General features: G+C 68.0%; 12 protein-coding genes and 1 pseudogene. 6 read left to right on the top strand and 7 right to left on the bottom strand.

Annotated features, from left to right (window positions below; translation table 11 throughout):
- Nucleotides 1–55 precede the first annotated feature (55 nt).
- Nucleotides 56–1207 (top strand): bifunctional 2-methylcitrate synthase/citrate synthase, encoded by a 1152-nt coding sequence (prpC, locus tag ACFOM9_RS15480; protein WP_386712933.1) that lies wholly within the window; start codon nucleotides 56–58, stop codon nucleotides 1205–1207.
- A 70-nt stretch (nucleotides 1208–1277) separates the two neighbouring features.
- Here prpC and ACFOM9_RS15475 read toward each other — a convergent pair whose 3' ends face one another.
- The 7 genes and pseudogenes from ACFOM9_RS15475 to ACFOM9_RS15445 form a co-directional block, all read right to left on the bottom strand.
- Complete coding sequence (locus tag ACFOM9_RS15475; protein WP_386712930.1) at nucleotides 1278–1883, bottom strand: glutathione S-transferase family protein; 606 nt, start codon at nucleotides 1881–1883, stop codon at nucleotides 1278–1280.
- 96 nt (nucleotides 1884–1979) lie between these two features.
- Nucleotides 1980–2438, bottom strand: a complete 459-nt coding sequence (locus ACFOM9_RS15470; RefSeq protein WP_386712927.1) for a cell wall hydrolase — start codon at nucleotides 2436–2438, stop codon at nucleotides 1980–1982.
- Between the two features lie 284 nt (nucleotides 2439–2722).
- Entirely contained in the window at nucleotides 2723–4747 is a 2025-nt protein-coding gene (locus tag ACFOM9_RS15465; RefSeq protein ID WP_386712924.1) for an oxidoreductase, read from the bottom strand.
- A gap of 195 nt (nucleotides 4748–4942) precedes the next feature.
- Nucleotides 4943–5782, bottom strand: coding sequence for a PhzF family phenazine biosynthesis protein (locus ACFOM9_RS15460; RefSeq protein WP_386712921.1), 840 nt, complete (start codon nucleotides 5780–5782; stop codon nucleotides 4943–4945).
- A gap of 40 nt (nucleotides 5783–5822) precedes the next feature.
- Nucleotides 5823–6842, bottom strand: a complete 1020-nt coding sequence (locus ACFOM9_RS15455; protein ID WP_386712918.1) for a zinc-binding alcohol dehydrogenase family protein — start codon at nucleotides 6840–6842, stop codon at nucleotides 5823–5825.
- Nucleotides 6839–7900, bottom strand: a complete 1062-nt coding sequence (locus ACFOM9_RS15450; protein ID WP_386713036.1) for an aldo/keto reductase — start codon at nucleotides 7898–7900, stop codon at nucleotides 6839–6841. The genes ACFOM9_RS15455 and ACFOM9_RS15450 overlap by 4 nt, the downstream gene beginning before the upstream one ends.
- A gap of 187 nt (nucleotides 7901–8087) precedes the next feature.
- A pseudogene (locus ACFOM9_RS15445) lies at nucleotides 8088–8234 on the bottom strand (tautomerase family protein); the annotation flags it as partial.
- Nucleotides 8235–8394: 160 nt separating this feature from the next.
- Between ACFOM9_RS15445 and ACFOM9_RS15440 the strand changes: the two are divergent.
- The 5 genes from ACFOM9_RS15440 to ACFOM9_RS15420 all read left to right on the top strand — a co-directional run.
- Entirely contained in the window at nucleotides 8395–9318 is a 924-nt protein-coding gene (locus ACFOM9_RS15440; RefSeq protein ID WP_386712915.1) for a LysR family transcriptional regulator, read from the top strand.
- A 104-nt stretch (nucleotides 9319–9422) separates the two neighbouring features.
- A complete protein-coding gene (acnD, locus tag ACFOM9_RS15435) occupies nucleotides 9423–12035 on the top strand; it encodes a Fe/S-dependent 2-methylisocitrate dehydratase AcnD (RefSeq protein WP_386712912.1) in 2613 nt (870 codons plus the stop codon).
- Nucleotides 12036–12105: 70 nt separating this feature from the next.
- The gene (gene prpF / locus ACFOM9_RS15430; RefSeq protein WP_386712909.1) at nucleotides 12106–13302 is read left to right on the top strand and encodes a 2-methylaconitate cis-trans isomerase PrpF; all 1197 of its coding nucleotides are present in this window, start codon (nucleotides 12106–12108) and stop codon (nucleotides 13300–13302) included.
- Between the two features lie 157 nt (nucleotides 13303–13459).
- Nucleotides 13460–14911 carry a bifunctional 2-methylcitrate dehydratase/aconitate hydratase gene (locus ACFOM9_RS15425; protein ID WP_386712906.1) on the top strand — a complete coding sequence of 484 codons (1452 nt, stop codon included), beginning with the start codon at nucleotides 13460–13462 and terminating at the stop codon, nucleotides 14909–14911.
- A gap of 151 nt (nucleotides 14912–15062) precedes the next feature.
- On the top strand, nucleotides 15063–15680 hold a 618-nt coding region (locus ACFOM9_RS15420), incomplete at its 3' end, for a porin family protein (protein WP_386712903.1).

Raw genomic sequence — 15680 nt, 5'->3', positions numbered from 1 at the left:
GCGGAAAGCCGTAAAATGACCGGATCGCAACGATAAATACGACCGGAGCATGCCGATGAGCGACACCCCGTCCACCCTGCCCAAGCCGAAAAAATCGGTGGCCCTGTCCGGGACTGCCGCCGGCAACACCGCGCTGTGCACGGTCGGCCGCAGCGGCAACGACCTGCACTATCGCGGCTACGACATCCACGACCTGGCCACGAAGTCGACGTTCGAGGAAGTCGCCCACCTGCTGGTGCATGGCGCGCTCCCCACCGAGTCGCAACTGCGCGCCTACAAGGCCAAGCTCAAGCGGCTGCGCGGCCTGCCTGCGATCGTGCAGGAGGCGCTGGAACTGGTCCCCGCGAACGCCCATCCGATGGACGTCATGCGCACCGGCTGCTCGATACTCGGCACGGTGCTGCCCGAGCGCGAGGGTCATCCAGCCCCCGAGGCACGCGACATCGCCGACCGCCTGATGGCCAGCTTCGGTTCGATGCTGCTGTACTGGTGGCATTTCACCCGCAACGGCCGTCGCATCGACGTGGAGACCGACGACGATTCGATCGCGGCGCACTTCCTGCACCTGCTGCACGGCCAGCCGCCTAGCGAGCTGCACGCCGACGCGATGGACAAGTCGCTGATCCTGTACGCAGAGCACGAGTTCAACGCCAGCACGTTCACCGGCCGCGTGATCGCGGGGACCGGATCGGACATGCATTCGTGCATCACCGGCGCGATCGGCGCGCTGCGCGGGCCGAAGCACGGCGGCGCAAATGAAGTGGCGATGGACATCATCTCGCGCTACGCGACGGCCGACGAAGCCGAGGCCGACATCCGCGCGCGCGTCGAGCGCAAGGAGATCGTGATCGGATTCGGTCATCCGGTTTACACCATCGGCGATCCGCGCAATCCGATCATCAAGGACATCTCGCGCAGGCTGTGCGAGGACGGTGGCAACATGACGCTGTTCGACGTCTCCGAGCGGATCGAGAACGTCATGATGGGGATGAAGAAGATGTTCCCGAACCTCGACTGGTTCAGCGCGTCGAGCTACCACATGATGGGCGTGCCGACGCCGATGTTCACGCCGCTGTTCGTGATCGCCCGCACCGCCGGCTGGAGCGCGCACGTGATCGAGCAGCGCGAGGACGGCAAGATCATCCGTCCCAGCGCCAACTACACCGGTCCGGAAGACCGCGATTACGTGCCGATCGACAGGCGCTGATCGGGCGCGAACGCAACAAGAAAAGCCGCGCGAAAGCGCGGCTTTTTCTTCGTCCGGACCTTGGTCCCGGCTACCCCTCTTCCGCCAGCACCTTCTGCACGGCGGGATCCGATTCGATCCGCGCCACGAAGCGGGCGAGGTTGCCCAGACCCGACAGGTCGACATCGTTCGCCTTCGCCCACCGCGTCACCACGTACAGGTAGGGGTCGGCGATCGAACGCGTGCCGGCGATCCAGTCGTGGCGGGCGAGTTGCGCATCGATGCGTTCGAACAGCCCGCGCAGCGACCTGCGCGCAACCGCCTTGCCCCGTTCTATCGTCGCCTCGTCCTCGAGCCAGGCGATGGAACCGAACAGCGGCTTGAACGCGGGGTGCACGTCGGAGTTGACGAACGCCAGCCAGCGGGCGACTTCCGCGCGACCCTTCGGCGTCCCGTCGCCGGTCAGGCCTGCCTCGGGCGCGATGTCGGCGAGGTAGCCCAGGATCGCGGCGTTCTGGGTCAGCACCCACTCGCCGTCCTGCAGGACCGGCACGGCTCCGGCGGGATTGAGCTTGAGGAAGGCGGGCGACTTGCGTTCGTCGCGCGTGACGCGGATGGCTTCGTACGGCTTGCCGATCCATTCGAGCACGATGTGGTCGGCGAGCGAGCAGGCGCCGGGCGAATAGTAGAGTTTCATGCGACGTTCCATGGCAGCGGGAACCGCCATGATGCCGCGATCGCGATATCGAAGCGTTGCGCGCGACGAAACGGACCGTCGCGCCGCGCGAACCGGTCAGCCGTGGCGTGGCTTGAGGTTCTGCACCTTGAGGAAGGTGTGGCTGCCGATGGTTGCCACCTGATAGGCGTTGCGCCAGCTCGGGCTGGCGATGTCGTGCGCCATGAAGTGGCTGGCGCCGGGGACGATCTCCCGGCGCTCGCTGGCCGGCAGCGCCCAGTTGCGCTCGGATTCGATGGCCACCGTGACCGCCTGCGACCAGGCTTCGACGTTGCCGAGGCGGGTGTTGGGCGACACCAGGGACGGCGCGAACTGCTTGCGCGCGGTCACCACGTCGCACATCGAGTCACCCCACAGGCCGCTGTCCTGGCGGCGCAGCGCCACCTCGGCGACGGCCTGCTGGCCGCGGTCGGACTGGTCGCGGGCCTCGAGGTACACCGTGGTGCTGAGGCAGAGCGAGTCGGCGGCTTGCGGCGGCAGAACGGAGGCCAACCACAGGATCCAGGCCAGTTTCATCGAACAACTCCTTGCTGCGTTGCGCCCGTCGGCATCACCGCAACCCTTGGGGGCTCGGTAGTACCAACGGACATGGCGTATTGGGGAGGGCAGCGGCTCTATGGCGCTTTCGCCCGGGCTCCGAAGACCGCAGGAGAGCGGTCCGGGCCGGTCCCGCCAATCGGGCGGCGGGAAAAGTTGGCGCACGGTAGCGGTCGGTTTCCCAACGCTACCTGAACAGGGGTCTGCGAAAATCCTTGATCGGATTGGAGTTTTTATTCTGATCGGGCGCACACAACGGGACGCTAGAGCGCCGCCGCCACCCGCGCCGCCTGGGCAATTGCGCGCTTGGCGTCGAGCTCGGCGGCCACGTCCGCGCCGCCGATGACGTGGGTCCGGACCGACGCGGCCTGCAGCGGAGCCAGCAGGTCGCGCCTGGATTCCTGGCCGGCGCAGATGACGACGTGGTCCACGGGAAGCAGCGATCCGGTGCCGTCGATGCGCACGCGCAGTCCGGCGTCGTCCACGCCCAGGTATTCCACGCCGCCCAGCAGCTTCACGCCCTTGGCCTTGAGCGTGGCCCGATGGATCCAGCCGGTGGTCTTGCCCAGCCGTGCGCCGGGCCGACCGGCGCTGCGCTGCAGCAGCCAGAGTTCGCGGACCGGCGGCTCGGGTCGCGCCGGGACCAGCCCGGCCCGGGCATCGAAGCCCGGATCCACGCCCCATTCGGCCATCCACCGGTTCGGGTCGAGAGTGGGCGAGGGGGCGTCTTGCACCAGGAACTCGGCCACGTCGAAACCGATGCCGCCGGCACCGATGATGGCCACGCGCGCGCCGGGCACCACGCGCTGCTGCAGCACGTCGAGATAGCCGATGACCTTCGGATGGTCGTGACCGGGAAAATCGACCTTGCGCGGCGTCACGCCGGTGGCGAGCACGACCTCGTCGTAGCCGGCCAGGAGTCCGGGCGTGGCGGTCGTCGCCAACCGCAGCTCCACCCCGGTCTCGTCGATGCGCTGGCCGAAGTAGCGCAAGGTTTCGTGGAATTCCTCCTTGCCGGGAATCGTCTTGGCCAGGTTGAACTGGCCGCCGATCTCGCCCGCGCCGTCGAACAGGGTGACGCGATGGCCGCGTCCGGCCGCGATCGTCGCGCAGGCCAGGCCAGCGGGGCCTGCGCCGACCACGGCGATACGTTTTGGCGCCGGCGTGGGCGGGTAGTTCAGTTCGGTCTCCGCGCAGGCGCGCGGGTTGACCAGGCAACTCGCCTTCTTGTTCTGGAACACATGGTCCAGGCAGGCCTGGTTGCAAGCGATGCAGGTGTTGATCGCGTTCGCCTTCCCGGCGCGGGCCTTGGCCACCCACTGCGGGTCGGCGAGCAGCGGGCGCGCCATCGACACCATGTCCGCGCCGCCGCCCGCGAGGATGCGCTCGGCCACGTCCGGCATGTTGATGCGGTTGGTGGCGACCAGCGGCAGCGCGACGTGCGGACGGAGCTTGGCAGTGACGCCCGCGAACGCGCCGCGCGGCACCGACGTGGCGATGGTGGGCACGCGCGCCTCGTGCCAGCCGATGCCGGTGTTGATGATCGTCGCGCCCGCGGCTTCCACCGCTTTTGCCTGGGCGAGGATCTCGTCCCAGTCGTTGCCGCCGTCGACCAGGTCGAGCATCGACAGCCGGTAGATCACGATGAAATCCGGCCCGCAGGCCTCGCGCACGCGACGCACGATCTCGACCGCGAAACGCATGCGACGCTCGGCACTGCCGCCCCAGCGGTCGTCGCGCCGGTTGGTGCGGGCCACGGTGAACTGGTTCAGCAGGTAGCCCTCCGAACCCATCACCTCGACCCCGTCGTAGCCGCCATCGCGTGCCAGCCTGGCCGAGTTGGCGAACGCGTCGATCTGGCGTTCGACGCCGCGAGCGGAGAGCGCGCGTGGGGTGAAGGGATTGATCGGCGCCTTGAGCTTCGACGCCGAGACGGAAAGCGGATGGTAGGCATAGCGCCCGGCATGCAGCAGCTGCAGGCAGATCTTCGCGTCGTGCGCGTGCACCGCCGCGGTGACCTGGCGGTGCTTGTGCGCTTCCCACGGCCAGCTGAGCTTGCTGGCGAACGGCTTGAGCCAGCCGACCAGGTTGGGTGAGAAGCCGCCGGTCACCATCATCCCGACGCCGCCCTCGGCGCGTTCGGCGAAGTACGCCGCGAGCTTCGGGAAATCGCGTCGGTGATCCTCCAGCCCGGTATGCATCGAGCCCATCAGCACGCGGTTGCGCAGCGTGGTGAAGCCCAGGTCGAGCGGCGCGAACAAATGCGGGTAAGAAGTGGCGTCGGACATGCTGGCGTGCGCTGGCGTACGGAACGGGCCACGATGCCGGTAAAGCCCGCAGGCGGCAACCTGCGAGGTGCGCTTCGGGGCCGTTGGATGCCGCGCGATTCGGACCCGGTGCCCCGGGCTCGGCGGAGAATCCCGCCGCAGCGGTCGCACCGGAGTTGCCGGCCGCGTCGCGGAGGTCGGCCCCGGCCGGGAGTTTCAGTCGATCGACACCGCGGTTCCGCGCACCACGATTCCGCCCGTTTCGGGAATTTCCACCTGCAGCCGGCTCGGCCGGCCCATCACTTCGCCCTGGCGGATCAGGACCGACGCCGGTGCGGCCAGCAGTCCGGCATCGCGCAGGTAGCCGCCCAGCGCCGCTGCCGCCGCGCCGGTGGCCGGGTCCTCGACCACGCCGCCGACCGGGAAGGGATTGCGGGCGTGGAAGACGCGGGGACTCTCCCGCCACAGCAACTGCAACGTGGTCAGGTCGTCGGCCAGCATCAGCGCCTTGAGGCGGTCGAAGTCGTAATCCAGTCGCGCCAGCGTGGGCGCATCGGCGACCGCGAGCACCAGGTGCCACGCGCCGGAAAAGGCGCGGGCCGGCGGAATCGTCGGATCCAGCTCTTCGCGCGTCCAGCCCAGCGTCGAGAGGGCGGCATCGACCAGCGCTGCGGGCGCAGGCGCATGCCGCGGCTCCACCGAGGTCAGCGCGGCTTCGCGTCGGCCGCCCTGCGTGCGCACTTCGACCGGCACCTCGCCCACGCGCGTGGCCAGCCGGTAGACGCCATCGCCTTCGTTCGCACCCAGCACCACGCCGGTGGCGATGGTGGCGTGGCCACAGAACGGTACTTCCGCTTCCGGACTGTAGTAGCGGATGTCGCGCGCGCCGCCGCGCATCGGCGCGACGAAAGCGGTCTCCGAGTAACCGACCTCGCGGGCGATGGCCTGCATCGTCGCGGATTCCGGCAGCACGTCGCCGATCCAGACGCCGGCGGGATTGCCGCCCGCGGGATCGTCGGAAAACGCCGCGTAACGATGCAGGGTGCCGTGGCTCACGACGCGTCCGCGCGCGGCGCGCGCTGGTGCGCAGTGATGGTCACCATCCCGCCAGCACGAGCTTGCCGATCGTGCCTCCGGATTCCAGTCGCCGGTGCGCCGCGCGCAGGTTGGTTGCATCGATGCGGCCCACGGTTTCGGCGTGGGTACCGCGCAGTTCGCCGGCATCGAGCAACGCCGCGATGCGGTCGAGGATGCGACCCTGTTGATCCATGTCAGCGGTGCGGAAACGCGAACGGGTGAACATCAATTCCCAGTGGATGCCGATGCTCTTGAGCTTGTAGGGATCGCCGATGTGCAGCGGCGCCGACGGCTCGACGATCAGGCCGACGTGGCCCTGCGGCGCGAGCAGTTCGCCGAGCGCTTCCCAGTAACGGTTGGTGTCGGCGAGGTTGATCGCGGCGTCGACCTGCTCGAGTCCCAGCGCCGCGAGCTTTGGCGCCAGCGGCTGGCGGTGGTCGATGACATGGTGCGCGCCCATCGCCTTGCACCATTCGATGGTTTCCGCGCGCGACGCGGTGGCGATCACGGTGAAGCCCGCGCGCCGCGCCAGCTGGATTGCGATCGAGCCGACGCCGCCGGCGCCGGCGATCACCAGGAGCGACTTGCCGTCGCCGCCGTCCTCCGGGTCGAACGGCATGCGCTGGAACAGCAGTTCCCACGCGGTGAGCGCGGTCAGTGGAAGCGCAGCCGCCTGGGCGAAATCGAGCGACGTCGGCTTGTGGCCGACGATGCGTGCATCGACCAGCTGGTACTCGGCGTTGCTGCCCGGGCGGGTGATGTCGCCGGCGTAATAGACCTCGTCGCCGGGCTTGAAGCCGGTGACCTGCCCGCCAACGGCCTCGACCACGCCCGCGCCGTCGTAGCCCAGCACCTTCGGTGCCGTTTCGATCTGTGGCTTCGGCGCGCGCACCTTGGTATCGACCGGATTGACCGACACCGCTTCCACCCGCACCAGCAGGTCGTGGCCGGTGGGCGCGGACGGCTTCGGCAGATCGACGTCGAGCAGCGACTGCGGATCGTCGATCGGCAGGTAGCGGGTGAGGGCGACGGCTTTCATGCGGACTCCTGGTTAACGGGATGGACGGGTACGGGCGCGGGGCTGCGTTCGGCGAATTGACCGTTCCAGTACGGGTAGTAGGGATAGGGCGGCGTCACGGCGCTTGCGGCGTCGAGCCGGGCGACCTGGGCGGCATCCAGGTTCCACCCGACCGCGCCGAGGTTCTGTTTCAGCTGCGCCTCGTTGCGTGCGCCGATCAGCACGCTCGACACGGTGGGCCGTTGCAGCAGCCAGTTCAAGGCGACCTGCGGCACGGTCTTTCCCGTTTCTTCGGCGACGATGTCCAATGCATCGACGATCCGGTACAGCCGGGCCTCGTCGACCGGCGGCGCGAAACCGGCGGTACCGTGCAGGCGACTGCCTTCGGGCAGCGGGTGGCCTCGACGGATCTTGCCCGTCAGCCGGCCCCAGCCCAACGGGCTCCACACCACGGCGCCGATGCCCTGGTCCAGTCCCAGCGGCATCAGTTCCCATTCGTAGTCGCGGCCGACCAGCGAGTAGTACGCCTGGTTGGCGATGAAGCGCGGATAGCCGCGGCGGTCGGCGATGGCCTGGGACTTCATCAGCTGCCAGCCGGAGAAATTCGACGCGCCGAGGTAGCGCACCTTGCCGGCGCGGACCAGGCCGTCGAGCGCGGACAGCGTTTCCTCGATCGGCGTACGCGCATCGAAATGGTGCAGCTGCAACAGGTCGATGTAATCGATGCCGAGCCGTCGCAGCGCGTTGTCGACCGCGATGAGCAGGTGGTGGCGCGAGGAACCGATATCGTTCGGGCCCTCGCCGAGGCGCAACGACGTCTTGGTCGAGAGGATCACCCGCTCGCGGCGGCCCTTGATCGCCGCGCCGAGGATCGACTCGGACGCGCCGTCGGAATACACGTCGGCGGTGTCGAACAGATTGACGCCGGCGTCGAGGCTGATGTCGACGATGCGCCGCGCCTGCTCCACGTCGGTATTGCCCCAGGCACTGAACAACGGCCCCTTGCCGCCGAAAGTGCCGGCGCCGAAGCCGAGCGCGGAAACTCTCAGGCCCGAGGCGCCGAGATGGCGGTAGTCCATCGCCGCATCGATGCTGCTCATGCCACTGCTCCCCGCTGCATCGTGATCTCCATGCTCATCCGGCCGTCGCCGACCCACCAGTCGGAGAAGTCGTTTTCCGCGAGATAGACGAACACGTCCTGCGGGCGGATATCCGCGGCCTGCCCGAGCGCTGGACGCCGAGGAAGCCACGGTCGAAAAGGAAGTCGCCGGGCTGGTACTCCGACAGCAGCTGGAACAAGTCGTCTTCGGGAATGCCGATCGCCGCGACCATCGCGTCGTGCACGCCGCGTGCGATGGCGGCCTTGTGCGCCGCCGGTGTTCCAGCGGGAATGGAAATTCGGGTGAAGGGCACGAGGAACTCCTGGGTGGATGGAAATTCCGGCGTTCGCGTCAGGGCGCGCGCCGGCGCGATGACCCGGGGCGTTCCGGATCGGGGAAGCGCGCAGCCTAGGTCGTTGCATCTTCATCAGAAACTGCCAAGATGACGAATAAATATCAATGAATTGTTGATAATGGATGACCGGATCAGCGACATCGGCCTGTACCTGCGCGTGCTCGACCTGGGCTCGATCAGCGCCGCCGCGCGCAGCCTCGACCTCTCGGTGGCCGTCGCCAGCCAGCGCCTGAAGCGGCTCGAACGCGCGCTGGGTGTGCGCCTGCTGCACCGGACCACCCGCCGCCTGCATCCCACGCCCGAGGGCATCGCGCTGGCGGAGCAGGGACGGGTGCTGGTCGAGGACCTGGAAGCGCTGACCAGCGGCCTGCGCCAGTCGGCGACCGAGGTGTCCGGAACGCTGCGCGTGACCACGTCGGCCTCGTTCGGGCGCCTGTATATCTCGCCGCTGCTGCCCGAATTCCTGCTCGCGCATCCGCGGCTGCGGGTGAGCATCGATCTGACCGATCAGACGCTCGACCTGGTGAGCGCCGGCTTCGACCTCGCGATCCGGATCGGCGCGCTCGACGACTCCAGCCTGGTCGCGCGCAAGCTCGCCAGCAACCGCCGGGTGCTGTGCGCCGCGCCCGGGTACCTGCACCGGCATGGCACGCCGCGCACGCCGGAAGACCTGGCCGGGCACGAATGCATCCTGCTGTCCGGCAGCCACGGGCGCCAGGACAACTGGCGGATGCGCGACCGCCTGGGCCGCGACACCGTGGTCCGCGTGCAGGGCCGCCTGGAGAGCAATTTCGGCGAGGTGATCCGCGACGCAGCGGTCGCCGGCCTCGGTATCGCCCTGCATTCGACCTGGCACGTCTGCGAGGACCTGCACGCCGGCCGCCTGCAGCGGGTGCTGCCTGATTGCGCGATCGACGACAACGGCATTTACGCGGTGATGCCGCAACGGCGCATGGTGCCGCCGCGGGTGCGGGCATTCACCGAGTTCCTCGCGGGGAAGTTCGGCGAAAACCCGCCGTGGGAGCGTGCTCTGGCAAAATGACGACATCTCCTCACGTCCGCCGCTATGGCGCCCGGGGCCCCATCGCGCGATGGGCCTGGTGGCGTGCCTGCGACCCGACCCTTGCCAGAGACCCGCTACCACCGATGAACACCGATTACCGCAAGCCGCTGCCCGGCACCGAACTCGACTACTTCGACACGCGTGCCGCGGTCGAGGCGATCAGGCCGGGGGCCTACGACGGACTGCCGTACACCTCGCGCGTGCATGCGGAGAACATCGTGCGTCGCGCCGACCCTGCCAGGCTGGTCGACTATCTGGCCCAACTGGTCGAGCGTCGCCGCGATCTCGACTTTCCGTGGTTCCCGGCTCGCGTGGTGTGCCATGACATCCTCGGCCAGACCGCGCTGGTCGACCTGGCCGGCCTGCGTGACGCGATTGCCCAGCGTGGCGGCGATCCGGCCCTGGTCAACCCGGTCGTGCCGACCCAGCTGATCGTCGACCACTCGCTGGCGGTGGAGGCGGCGGGCTTCGACAAGGACGCGTTCGGCAAGAACCGGGCGATCGAGGACCGCCGCAACGAGGATCGTTTCCACTTCATCGAGTGGACCCGGCATGCATTCCGCAACGTCGACGTGATCCCACCGGGCAACGGGATCATGCACCAGATCAACCTCGAGAAGATGTCGCCGGTGGTCTACGTGAGCGACGGCGTCGCGTTCCCCGACACCTGCGTCGGCACCGACAGCCACACCCCGCACGTCGACGCGCTGGGCGTGATCGCGGTGGGCGTCGGCGGGCTGGAGGCGGAAAGCGTGATGCTCGGCCGCGCATCGTGGATGCGGCTGCCGGAGATCGTCGGCGTGGAGCTCGGCGGCCGTCCGCAGCCCGGAATCACGGCCACCGACATCGTGCTGGCGCTGACCGAGTTCCTGCGCCAGTCGAAGGTGGTCGGCGCATACCTGGAATTCCGCGGCGAAGGCGCATCCGTGCTCACCCTGGGCGACCGCGCGACGATCTCCAACATGGCGCCCGAGTACGGTGCGACCGCGGCGATGTTCTTCATCGACGACAACACCATCGACTACCTGCGCCTGACCGGCCGCGACGACGAACAGGTCCGGCTGGTGGAGACGTATGCCAGGCACACCGGGCTGTGGGCCGATGCACTGGCCACCGCGCAATACGAGCGCACGCTGGCGTTCGACCTGTCGACCGTCACCCGCAACATGGCCGGCCCGTCCAACCCCCACCGGCGCCTGCCGACATCAAAGCTGGCCGAGCGCGGCATCGCCGGCAACCTCGACGCCGCGCGCGCCGAGGAAGCGCAGGGCCTGATGCCCGACGGCGCGGTGATCATCGCCGCGATCACCAGTTGCACCAATACCTCCAACCCGCGCAACGTCGTCGCCGCCGGCCTGCTGGCCAAGAAAGCCAATGCGCTGGGCCTGGTGCGCAAGCCGTGGGTCAAGACCTCGCTGGCTCCGGGCTCGAAGGCGGTGCAGCTGTACCTGGAGGAGTCGAAGCTGTTGCCGGAGCTGGAGCAACTGGGCTTCGGCATCGTCGGTTTCGCCTGCACCACCTGCAACGGCATGAGCGGCGCGCTCGACCCGGCGATCCAGAAAGAGGTCATCGAGCGCGACCTCCATGCCACCGCCGTGCTGTCGGGCAACCGCAACTTCGATGGCCGCATCCACCCGTATGCCAAGCAGGCCTTCCTCGCTTCACCGCCGCTGGTGGTCGCCTACGCAATCGCGGGCACCATGCGTTTCGACATCGAGAAGGACGCATTGGGCACCGATCCGCAGGGCCGGCCGATCACGCTCGCCGACCTGTGGCCGAGCGACGAGGAAATCGATGCGGTCGTGCGCGAATACGTCAGGCCCGAACAGTTCCGTCAGGTGTACGAGCCGATGTTCAACGTCCGGGTCGAACGCAACCGCAAGGCCGAACCGCTATACGACTGGCGGCCGCAGAGCACTTACATCCGCTGCCCACCGTACTGGGAAGGCGCGCTGGCCGGGGAGCGCACGCTCACCGGGATGCGTCCGCTGGCCGTGCTCGGCGACAACATCACCACCGACCACCTGTCGCCGTCGAATGCGATCCTGCCCACCAGCGCCGCCGGCGAATACCTGGCGAAAATGGGCTTGCCGGAGGAGGACTTCAATTCCTACGCCACCCACCGCGGCGACCACCTCACCGCGCAGCGCGCCACGTTCGCCAATCCGAAGCTGCTCAACGAGATGGTGCGCGACGAGGCCGGCAACGTGCGCCAAGGCTCGCTGGCGCGGATCGAGCCGGAAGGGCGGGTCATGCGCATGTGGGAGGCGATCGAAACCTACATGGACCGCAGGCAGCCGCTGATCATCATCGCCGGCGCCGACTACGGCCAGGGCAGCTCGCGCGACTGGGCCGCCAAGGGCGTGCGCCTGGCTGGGGTGGAGGCGATCGCCGCCGAAGGCTTCGAGCGCATCCATCGCACCAACCTCATCGGAATGGGCGTTCTGCCGCTGGAGTTCCTGCCCGGCACCGACCGCAACACGCTCGGCATCGACGGGACCGAGACCTTCGACGTCGGCGGAACGCCGGCGCCGGGCGCGGCGCTGACGCTGGTGGTCCACCGCAAGGATGGCCAGCGGCTGGACGTGCTGGTCACCTGCCGCCTCGATACCGCCGAGGAAGTTTCGATCTATGAAGCCGGCGGCGTGCTGCAGCGCTTCGCCAACGACTTCTTCGACGCGTCGCAGGTGGCGTAGGCGGATCGCGTTCGTCGCGCCTCGCCCCCCAATCTTTCGGCGTCGCATCCCCAAGCCCTGGAGCCCATCCGTGCCGCACGTCCCGCAACTCCGCATCCCCGCCACCTACATGCGTGGTGGTACCAGCAAGGGCGTGTTCTTCCGACTGCAGGACCTGCCGCAGGCCGCGCAGGTGCCGGGACCCGCGCGCGATGCGCTGCTGATGCGCGTGATCGGTTCGCCCGATCCCTACGCAAAGCACACCGACGGCATGGGCGGGGCGACATCGAGCACCAGCAAGTGCGTGATCATTTCGAAGGGGTCGGTGCCCGGGCACGACGTCGACTACCTCTACGGCCAGGTCGCCATCGACAAGGCCTTCGTCGACTGGAGCGGCAACTGCGGCAACCTGTCGTCCGCGGTCGGGCCGTTCGCCATCGCCAACGGCCTGCTCGATCCGGCGCGCGTGCCGCGCGACGGCACCGCGGTGGTGCGCATCTGGCAGGCCAACATCGGCAAGACGATCATCGCCCACGTGCCGGTCGCCGACGGCCAGGTGCAGGAGACCGGCGACTTCGACCTCGACGGCGTCACCTTCCCGGCCGCCGAGATCAGGCTGGAGTTCATCGACCCTTCCGACGCGGACGAAGGAAATGGCGCGGCGGCGGGCATGTTCCCGACCGGGAACCTCGTCGACGAGCTGGACGTGCCCGGCGTGGGCAGGTTCACGGCGACGATGATCAATGCCGGCATCCCGACGATCTTCCTCGACGCCGCCGAGTTGGGTTACCGCGGTACCGAACTTCAGGCCGCAATCAATGACGACGCGGCCGCGCTGGCACGATTCGAGGCGATCCGTGTCGCCGGGGCGGTGCGCATGGGCCTGATCGCGCAGCCTGCAGATGCGGCCACCCGCCAGCACACGCCCAAGGTCGCGTTCGTCGCCCCGGCGCAGGACTATGTGTCCTCCAGTGGCAAGGCGATTGCCGCCGGCGAGATCGACCTGCAGGTGCGCGCGCTGTCGATGGGCAGGCTGCACCACGCGATGATGGGTACGGCCGCCGTCGCCATCGGCACCGCGGCATCGATCCCCGGCACCCTGGTCAACCGGGCAGCCGGCGGCGGCGAGCGCGAGTCGGTGCGCTTCGGCCACCCGTCCGGCACGCTGCGGGTCGGCGCGCAGGCGCAGCAGGTCGACGGCCGATGGACCGTCACCAAGGCGATCATGAGCCGCAGCGCGCGGGTGCTGATGGAGGGTGCGGTGCGAGTTCCCGCAGGGACGTTGTAGGGCGAAGCGAACTGCCGTGCCGTTCGATCGTGGCTACCGAACTGCGGTGGGAGCTGCGACTGCATGATCCTCGCCTGATTCGCCTGCCCGGGCGGCCACACGTGGCCACCACGCCTGTCGTCGCACAATGACTGCATCCTTTCCGCACGGGCCGATCATGACCAGTACCGACGTCCGTTCCGCCGCGCGCCCCGATCCCGACCAGCCGATGGTCGACATCGCCGATTACGTCATCGATGCCCGGATCGATTCGCAGGAGGCCTTCGATACCGCGCGCTACATGCTGCTCGACTCGCTGGCCTGCGCGATGCTGGCGATGAAATTCCCCGATTGCGTGAAGCACCTCGGCCCGCTGGTGCCCGGCGGCGAGATCCCCGGCGGCGCGCGCGTGCCGGGTACCTCGTTCGAGCTCGATCCGGCCCAGGCCGCGTTCAACATCGGCACCCAGGTGCGCTGGCTCGACTTCAACGACACCTGGCTGGCGGCCGAGTGGGGCCATCCGTCCGACAACCTCGGCACCATCCTTGCCGTCGCGGACTGGCTGTCGCGCAAGGCCGAACGGGAAGGCGGCAAGGGCCTGACCGTGCGCGACGTGCTCGGATGGGCGATCAAGGCCCACGAGATCCAGGGCGTCTACGCGCTGCAGAACTCGTTCAACCACGTGGGCTTGGACCACGTGATCCTGGTGCGCCTGGCCTCGACCGCGGTCGCCACCGCGATGTTCGGCGGCGGCAAGGAGCAGGTGATCAACGCGGTGTCGCATTCTTGGATCGACAACGGCGTACTGCGCACGTATCGCCACGCGCCCAATACCGGGCCGCGCAAGAGCTGGGCTGCGGGCGATGCCTGCCGCCGCGCCGTGATCCACGCGATCAACGCGGTCGACAAGCAGGTGGTGGGTTATCCCAGCGCGCTGTCGGTCAAGACCTGGGGCTTCTACGACATCGCCTTCAAGGGCCAGGAGTTCAAGTTCGAACGTCCGTTCGGCAGCTACGTGATGGAGAACGTGCTGTTCAAGATCAGCTTCCCGGCCGAATTCCACGCCCAGACGGCCGTCGAGTGCGCGATGCAGCTGCACGCCGAGGTCAAGGACCGCATCGACGGCATCGAGCGCATCGAGATCCAGACCCAGGAAGCCGGCGTGCGCATCATCGACAAGACCGGCCCGCTGGCCAACTACGCCGACCGCGACCACTGCATCCAGTACATGGTCGCCGTGCCGCTGATCTTCGGTCGCCTGACCGCCGGTGACTACAACGACGACGTCGCGGCGGACCCGCGCATCGATGCGCTGCGCGCGAAGATGGCCGTTTCGGAGGACCCGCAGTTCACGAAGGACTACTTCGACCCCGACAAGCGCTACATCGGCAACTCGGTGCAGGTGTTCTTCAAGGACGGCAGTGCGACGGAGAAGGTCTCGATCGACTATCCGATCGGCCACCGCAAGCGCCGGGCCGAGGGCATCCCGGTGCTGATGGACAAGTTCGAAAAGGCGCTCCGGGCGCATCTTCCGCAGGACAAGGTGGATCGCCTGATGGCGCTCGCCGGGGAGCCTGCGGCACTCGACGCGCTCCCTGTTTCCGAGTTCATTCAGCTTTGCCAACAATAATGACCCGTTCAGCGGAGCTGTTACGGAGGCGTTAACAGCGCCTTCACGGCAATCGCCCTAGGGTTGCGCCGGACGTTCTCGCGCCGTCTGAACGAAAAAAAGAAATCCGAACAAAGCAAGCCTTCCCCTGAATCAAAGGAGCTGGACCCGAATGAACAAGAAACTCCTCTGTGCCGCGCTGCTCGCCGGCATCGGTTTCGTGCAGGCCGCCAATGCACAGGAGTTCGACGATCGCTGGTACTTGACCGGCAGCGTCGGCTACAACTTCCAGGATAGCGACCGCACCACCGACAGCGCCCCGTTCGGCACCATCGGCCTGGGCAAGTTCATCACGCCGAACTGGTCGGTCGACGGTGAACTGAACTACCAGAACCCGAACATGGAAGCGAACGACGACCTGAACTGGAGCCAGTACGGCATCTCGTTCGACGCGCGCTACCACTTCATCAACGAAGGCCGCAGCTGGAACCCGTACCTGCTGGCGGGTCTGGGCTACCAGCGTTCGGAAGAGGAATACGACAACTTCCCGTCGCCCAATTCCCCGATGGAGCGTAAGGACGGCCATGTCGCCGGCAAGCTCGGCGTTGGCGTGCAGAGCACCTTGGCCCGTCGCGTCGGCGTCCGCGCCGAACTGGCGTACCGGATCGATGCCGACAACGACAGCATCGGTGCGCTGGCCAGCGATCCGAACCACGACGACGGTGAAGACTGGTTCGGCGACATCCTCGCCTCGGTCGGCGTGGTGATCCCGCTGGGTCCGGAGCCGACC

This window comes from Luteimonas notoginsengisoli (assembly GCF_042648885.1).
Lineage (GTDB): Bacteria > Pseudomonadota > Gammaproteobacteria > Xanthomonadales > Xanthomonadaceae > Luteimonas > Luteimonas notoginsengisoli.
Note: the sequence above shows the minus strand (reverse complement) of the source record. Positions and strands in the feature narration are given on the sequence as shown.

What these genes read in the sequence shown, in the direction of transcription:
- ACFOM9_RS15450 (WP_386713036.1), bottom strand. Translation starts at nt 7,900, where the DNA reads ATGGACTACCGCCATCTCGGCGCCTCGGGCCTGAGAGTTTCCGCGCTC.
- ACFOM9_RS15465 (WP_386712924.1), bottom strand. Translation starts at nt 4,747, where the DNA reads ATGTCCGACGCCACTTCTTACCCGCATTTGTTCGCGCCGCTCGACCTG.
- ACFOM9_RS15470 (WP_386712927.1), bottom strand. Translation starts at nt 2,438, where the DNA reads ATGAAACTGGCCTGGATCCTGTGGTTGGCCTCCGTTCTGCCGCCGCAA.
- ACFOM9_RS15440 (WP_386712915.1), top strand. Translation starts at nt 8,395, where the DNA reads ATGGATGACCGGATCAGCGACATCGGCCTGTACCTGCGCGTGCTCGAC.
- acnD (WP_386712912.1), top strand. Translation starts at nt 9,423, where the DNA reads ATGAACACCGATTACCGCAAGCCGCTGCCCGGCACCGAACTCGACTAC.
- ACFOM9_RS15425 (WP_386712906.1), top strand. Translation starts at nt 13,460, where the DNA reads ATGACCAGTACCGACGTCCGTTCCGCCGCGCGCCCCGATCCCGACCAG.
- ACFOM9_RS15455 (WP_386712918.1), bottom strand. Translation starts at nt 6,842, where the DNA reads ATGAAAGCCGTCGCCCTCACCCGCTACCTGCCGATCGACGATCCGCAG.
- ACFOM9_RS15475 (WP_386712930.1), bottom strand. Translation starts at nt 1,883, where the DNA reads ATGAAACTCTACTATTCGCCCGGCGCCTGCTCGCTCGCCGACCACATC.
- prpC (WP_386712933.1), top strand. Translation starts at nt 56, where the DNA reads ATGAGCGACACCCCGTCCACCCTGCCCAAGCCGAAAAAATCGGTGGCC.